This window comes from Haemophilus sputorum CCUG 13788 (assembly GCF_000238795.1).
Taxonomy (GTDB): Bacteria; Pseudomonadota; Gammaproteobacteria; order Enterobacterales; family Pasteurellaceae; genus Haemophilus_A; species Haemophilus_A sputorum.
In genome coordinates this window covers 139594-155829 of record NZ_AFNK01000006.1, presented here as the reverse complement: position 1 = coordinate 155829, position 16236 = coordinate 139594, and the positions used below count along the sequence as shown (strand labels likewise).

14 protein-coding genes are annotated in these 16236 nt (G+C 38.5%); 2 read left to right on the top strand and 12 right to left on the bottom strand.

Features of this window, described 5'->3' with window-relative positions:
- Positions 1 to 232: 232 nt before the first annotated feature.
- Complete coding sequence (locus HSP_RS0101910; RefSeq protein WP_007526756.1) at positions 233 to 634, top strand: DoxX family protein; 402 nt, start codon at positions 233 to 235, stop codon at positions 632 to 634.
- 75 nt (positions 635 to 709) lie between these two features.
- Here the strand turns inward: HSP_RS0101910 and mutM are convergent, their stop codons facing one another.
- From mutM to ppa, 6 genes are all read right to left on the bottom strand, one after another.
- Complete coding sequence (mutM, locus tag HSP_RS0101905; protein WP_007526916.1) at positions 710 to 1546, bottom strand: bifunctional DNA-formamidopyrimidine glycosylase/DNA-(apurinic or apyrimidinic site) lyase; 837 nt, start codon at positions 1544 to 1546, stop codon at positions 710 to 712.
- Between the two features lie 70 nt (positions 1547 to 1616).
- On the bottom strand, positions 1617 to 2903 hold the full coding sequence (gene brnQ, locus HSP_RS0101900; protein ID WP_007526876.1) for a branched-chain amino acid transport system II carrier protein: 1287 nt from the start codon (positions 2901 to 2903) through the stop codon (positions 1617 to 1619).
- 116 nt (positions 2904 to 3019) lie between these two features.
- Complete coding sequence (fabG, locus tag HSP_RS0101895) at positions 3020 to 3745, bottom strand: 3-oxoacyl-ACP reductase FabG (RefSeq protein WP_007526937.1); 726 nt, start codon at positions 3743 to 3745, stop codon at positions 3020 to 3022.
- A gap of 78 nt (positions 3746 to 3823) precedes the next feature.
- Entirely contained in the window at positions 3824 to 4759 is a 936-nt protein-coding gene (fabD, locus tag HSP_RS0101890; RefSeq protein ID WP_007526661.1) for an ACP S-malonyltransferase, read from the bottom strand.
- A gap of 129 nt (positions 4760 to 4888) precedes the next feature.
- Entirely contained in the window at positions 4889 to 5638 is a 750-nt protein-coding gene (locus HSP_RS0101885) for a M48 family metallopeptidase (RefSeq protein ID WP_007526795.1), read from the bottom strand.
- Positions 5639 to 5713: 75 nt separating this feature from the next.
- A complete protein-coding gene (ppa, locus tag HSP_RS0101880; protein WP_007526912.1) occupies positions 5714 to 6241 on the bottom strand; it encodes an inorganic diphosphatase in 528 nt (175 codons plus the stop codon).
- Positions 6242 to 6323: 82 nt separating this feature from the next.
- On the opposite strand from ppa, the gene HSP_RS0101875 reads away from it, so the two are divergent.
- A complete protein-coding gene (locus tag HSP_RS0101875) occupies positions 6324 to 7034 on the top strand; it encodes a tRNA1(Val) (adenine(37)-N6)-methyltransferase (RefSeq protein WP_007526880.1) in 711 nt (236 codons plus the stop codon).
- Positions 7035 to 7091: 57 nt separating this feature from the next.
- Here HSP_RS0101875 and HSP_RS0101870 read toward each other — a convergent pair whose 3' ends face one another.
- The 6 genes from HSP_RS0101870 to HSP_RS0101845 all read right to left on the bottom strand — a co-directional run bounded on the left by HSP_RS0101870 (position 7092) and on the right by HSP_RS0101845 (position 16190).
- Positions 7092 to 7865: a hypothetical protein gene (locus HSP_RS0101870; protein WP_007526640.1), complete on the bottom strand. Its 774-nt coding sequence runs from the start codon at positions 7863 to 7865 to the stop codon at positions 7092 to 7094.
- 165 nt (positions 7866 to 8030) lie between these two features.
- Positions 8031 to 8810 (bottom strand): hypothetical protein, encoded by a 780-nt coding sequence (locus HSP_RS0101865; RefSeq protein WP_007526693.1) that lies wholly within the window; start codon positions 8808 to 8810, stop codon positions 8031 to 8033.
- A gap of 188 nt (positions 8811 to 8998) precedes the next feature.
- Positions 8999 to 9658, bottom strand: a complete 660-nt coding sequence (locus HSP_RS0101860) for an HNH endonuclease (protein WP_007526789.1) — start codon at positions 9656 to 9658, stop codon at positions 8999 to 9001.
- On the bottom strand, positions 9659 to 10882 hold the full coding sequence (locus tag HSP_RS0101855; protein ID WP_007526703.1) for an AAA family ATPase: 1224 nt from the start codon (positions 10880 to 10882) through the stop codon (positions 9659 to 9661).
- 54 nt (positions 10883 to 10936) lie between these two features.
- Positions 10937 to 14629 (bottom strand): methionine synthase, encoded by a 3693-nt coding sequence (gene metH / locus HSP_RS0101850; protein WP_010128279.1) that lies wholly within the window; start codon positions 14627 to 14629, stop codon positions 10937 to 10939.
- A 187-nt stretch (positions 14630 to 14816) separates the two neighbouring features.
- Positions 14817 to 16190, bottom strand: coding sequence for a DUF4026 domain-containing protein (locus HSP_RS0101845; protein ID WP_007526667.1), 1374 nt, complete (start codon positions 16188 to 16190; stop codon positions 14817 to 14819).
- Between the last annotated feature and the right edge of the window lie 46 nt (positions 16191 to 16236).

The window sequence follows — 16236 nt, the reverse complement described above, 5'->3', positions numbered from 1 at the left end:
GAAAGATTTTAAATCGTATTTACCATGATGATATAAACTCTCCCTCCACTTCTTCACATTACTTTTGTTATTCGTTTTTTAATAGTCTACTTTTTCATTACCCTAGCATTAGGATTATTCATTTATAGGAAATAATATGTTTCCAATTATCTACTTTATTGAAAAATAATATAGGGTAAAATAAGCCTCGTATTTGAGAAACAAATATTCTATTTTTATTTTAGAGGAACTTATGAATTCAACTTTTGAAAAACTTACCCCTGTTGTACTTTTACTTGCTCGTATCGTTATTGGTTATATGTTTTTACTTCACGGTACTGCAAAATTCTTTGAATATCCAATGTCAATGACCGGTGGAAATGGTGCAGTTACTGATCCAATGATGATTGTTGGTGGTATTTTAGAAATTGCAGGTGGATTATTATTAGCATTAGGCTTATTTACTCGTCCAATTTCATTCTTATTAGCAGGTCAAATGGCTTATGCTTATTTCTTTATGCATATGAGCGCAGAAACGATTTTTAATCCGTTAGCAAACAAAGGCGAATTAGCCATTATGTATTGCATGGCATTTTTAATTTTCATGGTGATTGGCCCAGGTAAATTATCTTTAGATGCTAAACGTAGTGCTTAATACCCAATAAACATGAGATGAGAATAAAAGGCGAACTAATTTAAATAGTTCGCCTTTTTTGTTTGAAAGGAATTTTTATTTTATTGAGGAAAGCGGGAGTTTTTGACAATTTGGACAGAAATAGCTATTTCTTTGCCCAATAACTTTTGCTTGAATTAACTCTCCACAAACATGGCAAGATTCTCCTTTTCGCCCATAAACTTGGAGAACTTGTGCAAAGTAACCAGGTTTGCCGTTAGGTTGAATAAAATCTTTTAGAGTCGTTCCACCTTGTTGAATAGCTTTCTCTAACACCGATTTAATTACGGTGACTAACCGTTCGCATTGTTTTCGTGTCAGGTTTTGTGTAATCAGCTCTGGATGAATTCCTGCCATAAATAGCGATTCACATGCATAGATATTACCTACACCAACCACGATATCATTATTCATAATAAAGTTTTTGACAGCGACACTTTTCCCTCGACTCTTCTTAAAGAGATAATCGGTATTAAATGCCTCAGAAAGCGGCTCAGGCCCGAGTTTCTGAATGAGTTCATGTTCTGATGCATCTTCAGCCCAAAGCCAACAGCCAAATTTGCGTGGGTCGTTATAACGCAATACCACACCTGATTCGGTAATTAAATCAACGTGGTCATGTTTATTAGGGGCGATTTCATCTTCTAAGTGAAGAATGCTTAATGAACCCGACATCCCTAAATGTATCAATATATCTCCCTGATTCGTATGAAGAATCAGATATTTCGCACGTCTAGAAAGGCGTTGAATAATAGCGCCAGACATTTCTGTTAAGACATGAGGAATGGCCCAGCGGAGTTTAGGCACGCGCAAAACAATAGCTTTAATAGTTTGCCCAACTAAGTAAGGTTCGACACCGCGTAGGCTAGTTTCTACTTCGGGTAATTCAGGCATGAAGATTCCTTATAAAATAAAAAAGCAGTCAAATTTACAAAGTTTTTTGCAAAGTTGACCGCTTGTTGGATTAACGTTTTTTGATTAAATGATGAATGATATAACCTGTTACTAAACCAATTATTGCAAACGGCATCCATTCCATGGAATAAGATTTAAATGGTAGTTGATCAGTAAAGCCAGTACCAATTACCGATAAAATTGAGATGATGGTCACTAGCCCCACTGCAAGGCGTTGTCCTAATAGCGGAATGTGGTGTAATGCGTTGATTCCTAGCATTAAGATTACTGTCATTGCAATTGGATAAAGAATCAGTAACACAGGAATTGAGCGCGTAATGACTTCTTTTAACCCTAAGTTGGCAATTAACATACTTAATAAGCAGAAAATAATCACATAGGTACGATAGCTGATTTTTGGGAACACTTCATTAAAGTATTCACTGACTGATGCGCATAAACCAACGGCGGTGGTTAAACAAGCTAGCGATACAATAATGCCTAGTAGCATTCGACCATATTCACCGAATGCCTGAATGGTAATAGTGTTTAGAATATAAGTACCAAGATCTTGTTTATTGGCTTCTAACGTCGCAAGGGTTTCTTGGCTAATTTCAATATGGTTACCAATCCAACCTAATGAGAAATAAATCACGCCTAAAGCACTCGCGGCAATAACGCCTGCCACTACGGTTTGTTTAATCAATGCAGAAGGGCTGACACCTTTCGCTTTAATCGCATTTAATACGATAACAGAGAAGGCAAGTGATGCTAGTGCATCCATGGTGAAATATCCGTCGATAACACCTTTAAATAACCAAGAGTTTTCGCTTACTGCAGGGTGAATGGTTTCTGTATTCAGTAAGAAAAAAGCACGGATAACTAGACCAATAATACTAATAATTAACACAGGCGTTAAAATTGCGCCGATACGGTCAACCATTTTGGAAGGGTTGAGACTCAACCAGAGGGTTAAGGAAAAATAGATAAGTGTGAAAATGAATAGTGAGATGCTGCTTGGTTCTTTAAGAAACGGTAAAACCGCCATTTCATAAGCCGTTGCCCCTGTACGAGGGCCAGCAAAAAATGGCCCGATTGAAAGGTAAATTGCCGCTAAGAAAATCAGTGAGAACCAAGGGTGAATTCGGTTTAATGCCGATTTATAACCACCTTCATAGCAGGCACTCACAATAATGCCTAATAGCGGCAAGCCAACACCGGTTGTAATAAAACCGAGGATAGCCGGTAAGAAATGTCCTCCACTTTCTAGCCCAAGTTTAGGCGGGAAAATTAGGTTACCTGCGCCAAAAAAGATGGCAAATAGCATAAAGCCAACAACAAAATTATTTTTAGTCATAAAACACACACAAAGATTAAAAAAAGAAAAATAATAAAAGTAAAATGCCGAATCTTGCTTTTACCTGAGCTGGCATAATAGCAAAATTCGGCAGAAATTAAACCGCTTGTAGGCGATTAGTTCATATATAACCCACCATTAACGTGTAAGGTCTCACCATTGATATAACGTGCATCATCTGAAGCTAAGAATGCAACGGCTTTTGCGATGTCTTGCGCTGAACCTAATTCCCCTGCTGGAATTTGGCTAAGAATCGCTTGTTTTTGATCTTCGGTTAACTCATCGGTCATATCTGTTGCGATAAAGCCTGGTGCGACTACGTTAACTGTAATCCCGCGTGAAGCGACTTCTTTTGCTAATGATTTTGAGAAACCAATTAAGCCCGCTTTCGCTGCGCAGTAGTTTGTTTGACCAGGGTTACCCATAGAACCTACCACAGAACCGATGGTGATAATACGTCCGCCTTTTTTCATCATCGGGCGTAATACTGCTTTTGATAAACGGTAAACTGAAGTGAGGTTAGTTTGAATAATATCGAACCAATCTTGATCTTTCATACGCATTAACAAGCCATCGCGTGTAATGCCAGCATTGTTCACTAAAATATCAATATCACCAAATTCAGCTTTCACTTGAGCTAGAAGCGCTTCAATAGATTCAGGTTCGGTCACGTTTAACACAAATCCTTTACCTTTATCGCCTAAATAAGCTGAAATAGCTTCAGCACCTTTTTCAGAGGTTGCTGTACCGATAACGGTTGCACCTTTTGCAACTAATTCTTCTGCGATGGCTTTACCGATACCACGGGTTGCGCCAGTCACTAATGCGATTTTACCTTGCATTTTTTGTTCCTTTTGTTTTTTTAGTGCGTAATAAATCCCGTTTTTGCGAAGTTTATTACACACTATTGAATTAAAAAATTACGCTAACACCGCTTCCAATGATGCAACATCATTGACTGCTTTTGCTGAAAGCTCTTTGACGATACGGCTGGTTAAACCGGTTAATACTTTGCCTGGGCCGATTTCATATAATGTGGTTGCGCCATCTTGTGCCATTTTTTCAACCGTTTCTGTCCAACGTACAGGGCTATAAAGCTGACGAACTAAGGCATCACGGATTTTATCTGAGTCTGTTTCTACACTAACATCTACATTGTTGATAACCGGTACAAGCGGTGCATTTAATTGAATATTTTGCAATGCTTCAGCTAATTTTTCCGCAGCAGGTTTCATCAATGCACAGTGAGAAGGCACGCTAACGGCTAATGGTAACGCACGTTTTGCCCCAGCTTCTTTACAAAGCTCGCCTGCGCGAGTTGCTGCGGTTTTAGTTCCTGCAATAACAACTTGACCTGGTGAGTTAAAATTCACGGCAGAAACAATTTCGCCCGTTTCTTTTGCGGTTTGTTCACAAGCATTGATAATTGCATTGTTTTCTAAACCGATAATCGCAAACATTGCGCCAGTGCCAGCAGGCACCGCTTGTTGCATTGCATTACCACGTAATTCCACTAATTTTACGGCATCTTGGAAATCTAACACGCCAGCGCATACTAAGGCAGAGTATTCGCCTAAACTGTGGCCTGCCATGACTGATGGTTTCAGTTCGGGGAATTTTTCTTGCCATACACGGAAAATCGCCACAGAAGCGGTTAATAACGCAGGTTGTGTGCGTTGAGTTTGTCCTAAGTCTTCTGCGCTACCGTTTTGCACTAAATCCCATAAATCATAACCAAGCACATCGCTTGCTTGTTTGAAGGTGGCTTCTACGATCGGATATTGAGGGGCAAGGTCAGCTAACATCCCAACTGCTTGAGAGCCTTGACCTGGGAATACCATTGCGAAATTAGACATTGTTGTTCCTCTTGTAAAAATGGAAGCGGTAGGATTTTGCAAAAAATTTGCGAAATTCAACCGCTTGAAAATAGTGATAGTGTATCAGTTTTGCTACTTTTGGCTCATCGGAGCTCAAGTTTGAACCGATTAGCGTTTGCTCGCTTTATAAAGTTTCATTGCTTCAGGAATCAGACGTTCTAGATTTTCCTGACGATCTTCGTTTGAAGGGTGAGTAGAGAAAATGCCGCCGCTGCCGCCAGATTCTTTACTCATTTTCACCCACACGTTTGGTGCTGCTGAAGGGTTATAGCCAGATTCAGCCATTAACATTAAGCCGACTTCATCTGCTTCGGTTTCTTGTGATCGGGAGAATGGTTTGTTTGCGATCAGATCTGTCCCTGTGCTTAATAAACCACCTGTGTCTGCGCCTAATGCAGCAGAAGCTGCCGCATCTGCGATTGCACCAAAGATACCCGTTGTCATTTCAAAGTTATGCGCTGATTTGCTGTGTTCTTTTAATGCGTGCGCCATTTCATGGCCCATTACGGTGGCAATTTCGTCATCTGTCATTTTTAAACGATCAACTAAGCCTGTGTAGAAGCCCATTTTTCCGCCTGCCATTGCCCAAGCATTTAGCTCGTTGGTGCGGAAAACCGTAATTTCCCACTGGAATGGTACGCCAGTAGTATTGGCTTTTTCTGCATAAGGTTTCATGCGATTGAATACCGTGTGAACACGTCTCGCTGTTGAAGATGAAGTATCAATTGCACGCGCATTTTGTTGTTTCATTTGTGCATAGCCAGCATAAGCTTTAGCGTTCATTTCTTGAGTACTAACACAAGCAGCGAGGGCTGCTGCTAAAAAAGCAGATAAACATAATTTTTTAATTAAAGTCATAATATTTTCCGTAAGGTTAAAAATGGCTATATAGAAAAAATGCCAAAGTGACCTCTGGCATTTTGCATTAAAAGATTATTTTTTTGCACGCTCAAATGAGTCTAAGATTTCTTTACGAGCTTCGTTGACATCGCCCCAACCTTCAACTTTCACCCATTTGCCAGCTTCTAAAGCTTTGTAGCTTTCGAAGAAGTGTTGGATTTGTGCTTTTAATAAAGCAGGTAAGTCGCCTACATCTTGGATGTGATCGTATTCTTTGCTTAATTTAGTGTGCGGAACTGCAACAACTTTCGCATCGCCACCTGCTTCGTCGGTCATTTTTAATACGCCAACTGGACGGCAACGAATAACTGAACCCGGTTGTAATGGGTATGGAGTTGGAACTAATACGTCCACTGGGTCGCCATCTGAAGAAAGTGTGTTGTTCACATAACCGTAGTTTGCTGGATAGAACATTGCAGTTGCCATAAAACGGTCAACAAATAATGCACCGCTTTCTTTATCAACTTCGTATTTGATTGGATCTGAATTTGCTGGAATTTCGATCACAACATAAATATCGTCTGGTAATTCTTTACCAGCTGGTACGTTTTCTAAGCCCATTTTAGTTTCCTTCTGTTGTAGAGGTAAAAAAACAATGCGATTATAGCTTATCTTCATCGAAATTTGTATAAGTATCACGAAAATGAGTAAACCAAGCGGCTTTCAATTTAAACAATTTTTCATCGCACACGATAAATGTGCCATGAAAGTAAATACAGATGGCATTTTATTAGGCGCAATAGCCGATGTAGAAGGCGTTAATGTAGCCTTAGATCTTGGCACAGGAACCGGCTTAGTGGCGTTAATGTTAGCGCAACGAACAGATTCAAATTGCCAAATTCATGCGTTAGAGATCGAACCGAATGCTTATCAACAAGCAAAAGAAAATATTCAAAGATCCCCATGGGCTGATCGTATTGCGTTACGTCAATATGATGTGCTAGAAGCAGATTACACTCAAAAATTTGATCTCATTGTTGCAAATCCGCCCTATTTTATGGATTCCTTACGTAGTCCAGATAATGCGCGAGATCTTGCCAGAAGTGCAGTTCAAACGCATTTTGCTTGGTTAATGCAAGCGCAAAAATGGCTGAATGAAGAGGGAAAAATAATATTTATTTTGCCAAATGATGCCGCTGAAAAATTACTCGAACAAAGCCAAACAAGCGGTCTTTTTTGCCAAGAGATTTGCAAAATTATTACTAAAAGAGGGCAAGCACCAAAACGCTGGATAATCACATTCACGAAGCATTCACAAACGAGATTTGAACGTGACTTAACGGTTTATGATGAAAATAATCGCTATACAGATGAATTTATTCAACTGACACAAGCGTTTTATTTGAAGATGTAAAAAGGAAATGGCACTAACAGGTTTGTTAATGCCATTTAATAGAAAGATGGGGATGAATTATTTAACTGACGTAATAAGAAATAAAATAAATGATACAGGTAGCCATATTGGTGCCGTAATAAACATACCAGTTATAACAATTGCGTATATTAGTGGTTCTAGTTTCAGATAACTTTTCTCGAAAAAAACAGTAATATCTGACTTTTGATAATAGTTTTTGATAGTCGTTTTAATCGGCACTGAAAAAGAGGGATTTTTAAGTATTTCGTCACGGTTATTCAGTTTCGTAATCTTTCCATTGACAGCTTTGGTTGTCATATAAAAGTTGATTTCATTCCCACCTTTCTCTTTTTTACAATCGGCAGGCTCTTTATCAAAAAGGTCTGCAAAGCAGCCTTCGCCATAAGTAACATGCCAACGTTCTTCTAACCCATCCACGCTTTGGCGGAGTGTGTTGAGAGATTCAACAGGAATAGTCAAACTATATTCTATCTGAACCTTATCATTTTTCCTGTCAGCAATAAAATGCATGGAGAGATGAGATTTTTCATCATTTTCTAAAATAGATTTCATATATTCAGGTTGAAGTAATGGCTGTAAATAATGCGCTTCAACATCTGAAAATTCATAATCTTCCTTATCGCTAAGGAAATAAATTTTATTGTCTGGAGTTTGAATAATTTCACGAATAGAGATTTCTTCAGAATCCAAATAATCCATCTCAAAACGCTGTGTGAAAAAGTCAGTTGGTTTACTTTCGTAAGAATCTGGTCCATTCGTGTTAAAAAATACTAGCAAAAATAAGCAAGGCCAAAGCGCTATTTTTTTCATAAAGATTCCTACAAGCGGTTAAATTTTTAAATAAGTTTACTGAATTAGGTATTCTTTGGCTATTTTCTCTGTATAGGCGAGTTAATACCAGAAAATTTTATGAAGATAAGAAAAAAAGACAGCACCAACAAATGGGTTGGTGCTATTGAAATAAAGTTATTTTAATTAACCGATTCTGCCACTGAAACCATAGATATAGAGAGGCAACCATATTGGTGCGGTAATAATCATTAGCGTATCTTTAACCCCGTCTTTAGCAGCTTCTTTTGTATTCTCCCATTTTTCTGAACGTTTTTCTTTATCTGTTTTTAAACGATAATTATATACATACGATCTTATTGCAATAGGAAGAGATGGATTTTTCATAATATCATCTCGGTTACTCAGTTTTACGATTTTCCCATTGAGTCTATCTTCTTGGGCATCTATTTCGAATACGAGTTGAGTTGGGCGTTCTTTTCCTTTGCAGTCAGCAGGTGCTGGATAGAAGAAATCATTCGTATTGCATCTTCCATCGTTGTAATAGTTAGTCCAGCGTGGTTTTAGCCCCTGAAGACTTTGGCGTAATGTTTTTATATGCTTAACCGGCATATTTAAACGATATTTTAACTGGACATTATTATGGCTGCGATCAGCATAAATAATGATACTAAGGTCGTAATTTTTGTCTTCTTTTTTTAACATTGGTGTGATGTATTCGGGTTGTAACAAAGGTCGAAGATATTCTATTTCAGCCCCTGAAAACTCGTAATCTTCGGTATCACCAAGTAAATAAATTTTGTTATCTGGGGTTTTGATAATATCTCGAATATACACGATATCATCACTGATATGTTGCAGTCCTGAAGATTCTGAAATGTATGTGATTTCTTCAGGAGAAGATGAAGTCTTGTTACTAGAACAAGCTGCTAATACTAAGCAAAGCAAAGAGATGATTTTTTTCATAGGGTTCCTTACAAGCGGTAGGATTTTTGAGTTAGTTTACTTAATCCAGAATTGTTTTGCTATTTGTTTTTAGGATAGGTTTTTTTCAATGTTAGCGTTGGAGAATAAAAAGTGTGGTGAGTTTTTGGAGTGTTTTTTAGTGAAATTAGGCACACATAGGGAAATGTGTGCCATAGTGGTAAATTATTTTATTCTTCATTAAAAATGGAAATTTTATCCTTTAAAACATTATCGCGATAAATATGCCACTTCCAAAAAGCCGAAAAAGGATAATTTGATTGGCACATTTTCTCTAGTTTTTCTAGAATTTCTTTTTCTTCTCTAGTTGAGAGAAGATTGTTCCGTAATTTGAGTTTAAGGTCTAACCAACATGCATAATGTTTAATTATTTCATCAATGAGAGCTTGTCTGCTTATACCTCTAATTCCAGTAGAGCGACTGTTGTAACATTCTTCTAATAATTTTTTTGTCGCTAATATTTCTTCGTTTTCATTAAGCAAACCTAAACTAACGATTACTGGATCCGAATCAGATGAAGGGCAACGTAATTCTATTGCTTTACCTGCATCAATATTTGTACAATCCAAAATTTTCTCTTTTATGCCTTTTATACTGTTACATCTAGAACAAGAATAAAATAGATTATTCCAATCATATTTTAAATTTTCATTGTTCTGATGTGGTATGAGATGTTCAACTTCAATATCTGAGATGTTATCTTTTTCACATAAATAACATTTACCAAAAAACATTTTATTTAACTTTTTAACAACCTCGTCAGTACGATAATCTTTTCTAGTGTTTGATAAACTATTAGGTACTTGTGGATCCCTTTTAACAAAAAACATTTATCTATTCTCCTCTATATCTAGAACCTTGTTTTCTGCTAATAATAGGATTACTTTCGCTGAATTAGTTAAGCTTTCTTTAAATGGTTCTAGCTTTTTTATATGTTCTCTTAATTTATTCGAGTCATTAATATCTGAATCTATAACTTCTTTCAGTTCATCGATTATATTCTGGAGTTCTATGCTATGAGTTGTATTTACATGAAACAATCCTTTCACAATAGCATCATTTGAATAATATGTTATATTGTTTGTAATAAGTTCTTGTGTTGTTAAATCATAAATTACTGTATTAGAACTAGAGCTAATTACAAATGGAGAATGTGTGCTTACAATAAATTGAACCTTTGGAAAGGAGTTAATGAAAAAAGGTAAAATTATCTTCTGTAAAGATATATGTAAATGGGCATCTATTTCATCAATTAGTACAACACCAGTTAATTCATCTGGAGTTATATCAAACAGTTCGGTTCTCATTAACAGATCCGCATAAATGTCAAAAATGGCTTGATAGCCAGATGAGAGATTTTGAAATGTAAATTTCTTATTTCTTTGAATAATATAGAATTTCATTGATGAAACATCAAACTCTAATTTTGTGTCATTATCTTCAAAAAGATATTTTAACTGGCACTCAAAATTATCAAACCATTGTGAGAATTTATTAGCTTTTACATGATCTTTAGCCTCTGTCATAAGTAATGATTTAGTGACTCTTATATTCAAAAGATGTTGTTCTAATGTAGAACCCACATATTCTAGATTAAGAGAAGTTTTCTTCTCCTCCTCTAAAGATGTTGATGAAGATGTCGCTTGAATTCTACTTGTTCTGTATGCGGAAAAATTAGAATTGATTGCTTTTTTTGTATTAAAATCTCTAATAAAATCGCTTATATTAGGAATTGAAAGCGTTAATGGTAAATTAAACTCTTTTAGTCTTCTTTCACAACGTTGTATTGAACTTAATACGTCTATATATTCATTTGATCCTTCAGGATAATTTTTTATATTGCATTTATAATAAGCTAAGGAGGATTTCAAATTCTCTATTTGAGAGTTGTTTTTTTCTAGCTCTATAGTAATAGCTTTATAAATTGAATTTAATATTGATGTTTTTCCGACTCCATTAGCTCCAACAAGAATTAAGTTTTTACCATTTAAATCAATGTTTATTTCATAGTCGAGATGCTCAATTTTTCCAGATATATTGTGTATATATTTCATTGTATTAACCTTAATTTTAGTAAAATTACATAATTATTTTTTCTAGAATAAATTTCACTTCATCGCCACCCCCAACCACTTCATCATTTCTCTTTCATCCCAACCTTTACGTTTGGCATAATCTTGAGCTTGGTCTTCATCAATGCGACCAAGTGTGAAATAGTTACTTGCAGGGTGGGTGAAGTACCAACCGCAGACGGAAGCTGCCGGCCACATGGCGTAGCTTTCGGTGAGTTTCATACCGATGCGTTGTTCGACTTCTAATAAATCCCAAATCAAGGCTTTTTCGGTATGTTCAGGGCAGCTTGGATAACCTGGTGCAGGTCGGATGCCAACATAGTTTTCATTGATTAAGCCTTGGTTATCGAATTCTTCTTGCGTGTAGCCCCAAATGCGGGTGCGTAGCTCAAAGTGCAGGTATTCAGCCATGGCTTCGGCTAAGCGGTCGCCCACAGCTTGTAGCAAGATAGCGTTGTAGTCATCGCCTGCTGCTTTATAGCCTTCTACTAACTCCATTTCTTCAATACCGGCACAGACGGCAAACATACCCATCCAGTCTTTTTTGCCACTTTCGCGATCGGCAATAAAGTCGCTTAAGGCAAAGTTAAACGGGCTTTTGCTATTTTTGCCACGTTCGGTTTGTTGGCGTAAGCCGTAAGCGGTGCCAATAGGTTTTGTGCGTTCCTCATTAGCGAAAAGCACCACATCATCGCCTACACGTTCCGCAGGGAAGATGCCTAAAATACCGCTTGGGTTGAGTTTGTGGTTTTGTTCTAATTCATCCAATACCACTTGTGCATCGTTCCACACTTTGCGTGCTTCTTCGCCACCTTCTGGATAATCAAAGGCGTCAGGGTAACCTCCCATTAAGCCCCAAATGCGGAAGAATGGCGACCAGTCGATAAATTTACGCAGCTCGGCAATCGGTACGTTTTTAAATTCCACAATACCGATTTGGTTTGGTTTAGGCGGCACGTAATCTGCCCATTCACCACTAAAGCCATCAAAGCGGTTTGCACGTGCTTCTTCAATGCTCAGTTGCTTACGAAGTGGTTTACGGTTAGAGAAAGATTGCTGAATTTTCTCATAATCCTTTTTAAACTGTTCCCATAATTCTGCACGGCTTTCAGGGTTCATCAATGTCGCACATACCGTCACTGCGCGGGAAGCGTTAGAGGTATAAAATACGCCGTGTTCTTTATATTTGGGATAAAGTTTAATTGCCGTATGTTCTTTAGAGGTGGTCGCACCGCCAATCATCACTGGCAAATTCAAACCTAAGCGAGTCATTTCTCCTAAGAAGTATTCCATCTCGTCTAGAGAAGGGGTAATTAAACCACTTAATGCAATAATGTCCGCTTTTTCATCAATAGCGGTTTGAATGATTTTGTCTGCCGGCACCATCACACCTAAGTCAATCACTTCAAAGTTATTACATTGCATTACTACGCTTACGATGTTTTTACCAATATCGTGTACGTCGCCTTTTACGGTCGCAATCACCACTTTACCGTTGCTTGAGCCTTTTTGTTTGGTGGCGTTGATAAACGGCTCTAAATACGCCACGGATTGTTTCATCACGCGCGCAGATTTCACTACTTGTGGGAGGAACATTTTACCGTCACCGAATAAATCGCCGACTACGTCCATGCCCGCCATCAACGGACCTTCAATTACATCTAACGGGCTTGGCAATGTTTGGCGAGCTTCTTCCGTATCTTCCACAATGTAAGTGGTAATCCCTTTCACCAGCGCGTGTTTTAAACGTTCTTCCACTGGCCAAGTACGCCATTCTGCGACAGAATCGACTGCACTTTCATCGTTGCCTTGATTACGATATTTTTCCGCAATATCGAGTAATTTTTCAGTGGCATCAGGGCTGCGGTTTAATACCGCATCTTCCACAATTTCACGTAATTCAGGATCGAGATCGTCATAAATTGCGAGCTGTCCCGCATTCACAATTCCCATATCCATGCCTTGTTTAATGGCATGGTAGAGGAAAACAGCGTGGATAGCTTCACGCATCACGTTGTTACCACGGAAGGAGAAAGACACATTAGACACCCCGCCCGAGATTTTCGCATGTGGTAACGCGCGTTTAATACGGCCTGTAGCGTTGATGAAATCTACACCGTAGTTGTTGTGTTCTTCAATCCCCGTACCAATCGCAAAAATATTCGGGTCGAAAATAATGTCTTCTGGTGGGAAGCCGACTTGGTTCACCAAAATGTCATAAGCACGGCTACAAATTTCAACTTTGCGATCTTCGGTATCGGCTTGACCCACTTCATCGAAAGCCATTACGACTACGGCGGCGCCGTATTTATGCACCAGTTTAGCGTGTTCGATAAAGATTTCTTCGCCTTCTTTCAACGAGATCGAGTTCACAATCGGTTTACCCTGCACCGACTGCAAACCTGCCTCAATCACTTCCCATTTAGACGAGTCGATCATCACTGGCACTTTTGCCGCATCAGGCTCGGTCGCCATAATATTGAGGAAACGGGTCATACATTTTTTGCCGTCTAATAAGGCTTCGTCCATATTGACGTCGATCACTTGCGCGCCGTTTTCCACTTGGTCGATGGCAATTTCAATGGCTTCGGCAAATTTGTCTTCTTTAATTAAGCGTTTGAATTTCGCCGAACCTGTCACGTTATTACGTTCACCCACGTTCACGAATAGGCTTTCATCATCAATATTGAGTGGTTCTAAGCCGGATAAACGCATTGCGGTTTTAATTTCAGGCAATTTACGCGGCGCAATACCCTGCATTGCATCCGCAAAGGCTTTGATATGTTCTGGTGTCGTACCACAACAACCGCCGACAATGTTCACAAAGCCACTTTCAGCCCATTCTTTAAGGTGTGCCGCCATCTCTTCTGCACCCAAATCGTAGCCACCAAAGGCATTGGGCAAGCCCGCATTTGGGTGAACAGACACATAGGTTTCGCTGATTTTAGACAGTTGCTCAACATATTGGCGGAGTTCTTTCGGGCCGAGCGCACAGTTCAAACCAAAAGTCAGTGGTTTAGCGTGACGAAGCGAGTTGTAGAACGCTTCTGTGGTTTGCCCAGAAAGCGTCCGACCGGAAGCATCGGTAATGGTGCCGGAAATCATAATCGGCAATTCCACACCTAATTCTTCAAACACGGTTTCAATGGCGAAAATGGCGGCTTTTGCGTTTAACGTGTCGAAAATGGTTTCGATCATGATTAAATCTGCGCCACCTTCAATTAAGCCTTTAGTTGCTTGGGCATAGGCATCCACCAATTCCATAAAAGTGACATTACGGAAACCCGGGTCATTTACGTCAGGAGAAATAGAGGCTGTACGGTTGGTTGGCCCTAACACACCTGCCACAAAGCGAGGTTTTTCTGGTGTGCTGTATTTATCAGCGGCTAAACGCGCTAATCTTGCACCTGCAAAATTTAACTCAAAAGCGACCGCTTGTAAGTCATAATCCGCTTGTGCAATGGTGGTAGAACTGAAAGTATTGGTTTCAATAATATCGGCGCCCGCTTGTAAATATTTCTCATGAATGGCAGAAATTAACAGCGGTTGGGTTAAGGTGAGCAAGTCATTATTGCCACGTAAATCAACCGCACTTTCTTTAAAACGCTCGCCTCTAAAATCAGCCTCGGTGAGTTTGTATTTTTGGATCATCGTTCCCATCGCACCATCTAAAATAAGGATGCGTTCAGCGAGGGATTTTTTCAGTAATTCGGTTTGATTATGTGACATAGTTTGCTCTTTTAGAAAATCAATCAATATTGGGGAGAATGATAGGTATAAGCACAGAGAGTGTCAATTATTCCATAAAAAAGGCTAACGCATAAAATCTATATCGTTAGCCTTATTTCAAGAGTTTTTAAATTATGGATAATAAACACATCGTCTTGCTCAGTCGATGAATGCTTGTTTTTCCATGCTAGTGGCGATTCAAATATCTTCTTAATTCAAAAACTGAATCTGGTGTAATTGCAGTTTTTAGTGGTGTGCTGTAAATAATCCAATCTGTGATTTGCTCAGATGGCATGAAATAGATTTCATCCATTTGCATTTCAGGGATTTCAAATGGTGTATTTGCGAGTTTTGCTTGAATGCCTTTATCTTCAATGCTTAGCACTTCAAACCACATATGTTCTGTTGCCCCGGTTTGTTCAGAAGTACAAGCAAATTTAATAATATAGTGCCATTTATCGACTTCAGGCGGATTAGCTTGAAAACATTGCTGATAAAGTGCAAATTTTTCTTGGGCTAATGCAGACATTCTGATAGTTTCACTATTTGGCAATGCGCGAACAATATGTGTCTCATCATCTAATGTATCGCCATAATCATTCAATGCACAAACTTGATCGTTGATATTGGCAAACAGTACGATAGAAGGTGCATCGTGCATTTCATCATCACGATCACGGATATCGCCATTAAAAGGCAACACTTTTTTACGGAATAACCCTTTTTTCTTCACTAATAAATCGGAAGTAATGGCTTGTTGCCAAGGCATGAAACTTACCCAAATTTCTTCTTGTTCAGAACGTGCTAAACAGCATTTTTCTTCTAGCCAGAGTTCAGGGTTATCAATTAACTGTAACGCTAACGTTTGAATGAGATACTGGCAAATGTAAATATTATTTTGTTTAACTTGTAGAATTTCTAACTCAGGTAAACCGTATTTCAGTAAACCATGCGTGTGTAACCAGTAGCCTTCTTCAGGGTTTTCAGGGCTAACGGCATGAATAATATAGTTCACTTCAGGATTTGGCGGCGTATAAGAGATCGCCATTTCAGCCAACCAAGTTCCCCCAAAAAAGACAGACGAAATCTCATCAACAACTGCATAACATTCGCCAGCTACGGCATCTAATACAGCAAGTTGAATCATGGTGTCTTGTTGTGGTGCATTTAAATCTAAATAAGCTAGGCATTCAACAATTTGTGGGCTTTGTTGCATTTCCATTCGCTCATCTTCTAATAAATAACGTTGACGGTATTCTGCTGCTTCATAAGACCACGCGTCAGGGTGAAGGTTATGTTTAAATTCAATACGAAATAAATAACTTATTTCATCGCCTGCTAACGCAACCTTAAATGATTGATCTTCATTTTGTGTGACTTGTAGGATTTGCTCAACATCATCTCGTAGCAAGACTTTTTGTAAACGGTTTTCGATTAATTCACAAGTGGGATATTCGACATATTGCTTTACTGCTGCTGAATAAACACTAGGGAGTTGGAATTCCTGATCTTTTAATTGTTGATACTCAGGATATTCTTGTAAAAATTGAGAAGAGAGCATAGTGATTCCTTTGTTTAATCTATTTCAAAAATCAATCAATTTTGGG

Excerpts from the sequence above, each read along its gene's own strand:
- HSP_RS0101870 (WP_007526640.1), bottom strand. The coding sequence starts at position 7,865 with ATGAAAAAAATAGCGCTTTGGCCTTGCTTATTTTTGCTAGTATTTTTT.
- HSP_RS0101860 (WP_007526789.1), bottom strand. The coding sequence starts at position 9,658 with ATGTTTTTTGTTAAAAGGGATCCACAAGTACCTAATAGTTTATCAAAC.
- HSP_RS0101845 (WP_007526667.1), bottom strand. The coding sequence starts at position 16,190 with ATGCTCTCTTCTCAATTTTTACAAGAATATCCTGAGTATCAACAATTA.
- brnQ (WP_007526876.1), bottom strand. The coding sequence starts at position 2,903 with ATGACTAAAAATAATTTTGTTGTTGGCTTTATGCTATTTGCCATCTTT.
- HSP_RS0101885 (WP_007526795.1), bottom strand. The coding sequence starts at position 5,638 with ATGACTTTAATTAAAAAATTATGTTTATCTGCTTTTTTAGCAGCAGCC.
- mutM (WP_007526916.1), bottom strand. The coding sequence starts at position 1,546 with ATGCCTGAATTACCCGAAGTAGAAACTAGCCTACGCGGTGTCGAACCT.
- HSP_RS0101855 (WP_007526703.1), bottom strand. The coding sequence starts at position 10,882 with ATGAAATATATACACAATATATCTGGAAAAATTGAGCATCTCGACTAT.
- HSP_RS0101875 (WP_007526880.1), top strand. The coding sequence starts at position 6,324 with ATGAGTAAACCAAGCGGCTTTCAATTTAAACAATTTTTCATCGCACAC.
- ppa (WP_007526912.1), bottom strand. The coding sequence starts at position 6,241 with ATGGGCTTAGAAAACGTACCAGCTGGTAAAGAATTACCAGACGATATT.
- metH (WP_010128279.1), bottom strand. The coding sequence starts at position 14,629 with ATGTCACATAATCAAACCGAATTACTGAAAAAATCCCTCGCTGAACGC.
- HSP_RS0101865 (WP_007526693.1), bottom strand. The coding sequence starts at position 8,810 with ATGAAAAAAATCATCTCTTTGCTTTGCTTAGTATTAGCAGCTTGTTCT.
- HSP_RS0101910 (WP_007526756.1), top strand. The coding sequence starts at position 233 with ATGAATTCAACTTTTGAAAAACTTACCCCTGTTGTACTTTTACTTGCT.
- fabG (WP_007526937.1), bottom strand. The coding sequence starts at position 3,745 with ATGCAAGGTAAAATCGCATTAGTGACTGGCGCAACCCGTGGTATCGGT.
- fabD (WP_007526661.1), bottom strand. The coding sequence starts at position 4,759 with ATGTCTAATTTCGCAATGGTATTCCCAGGTCAAGGCTCTCAAGCAGTT.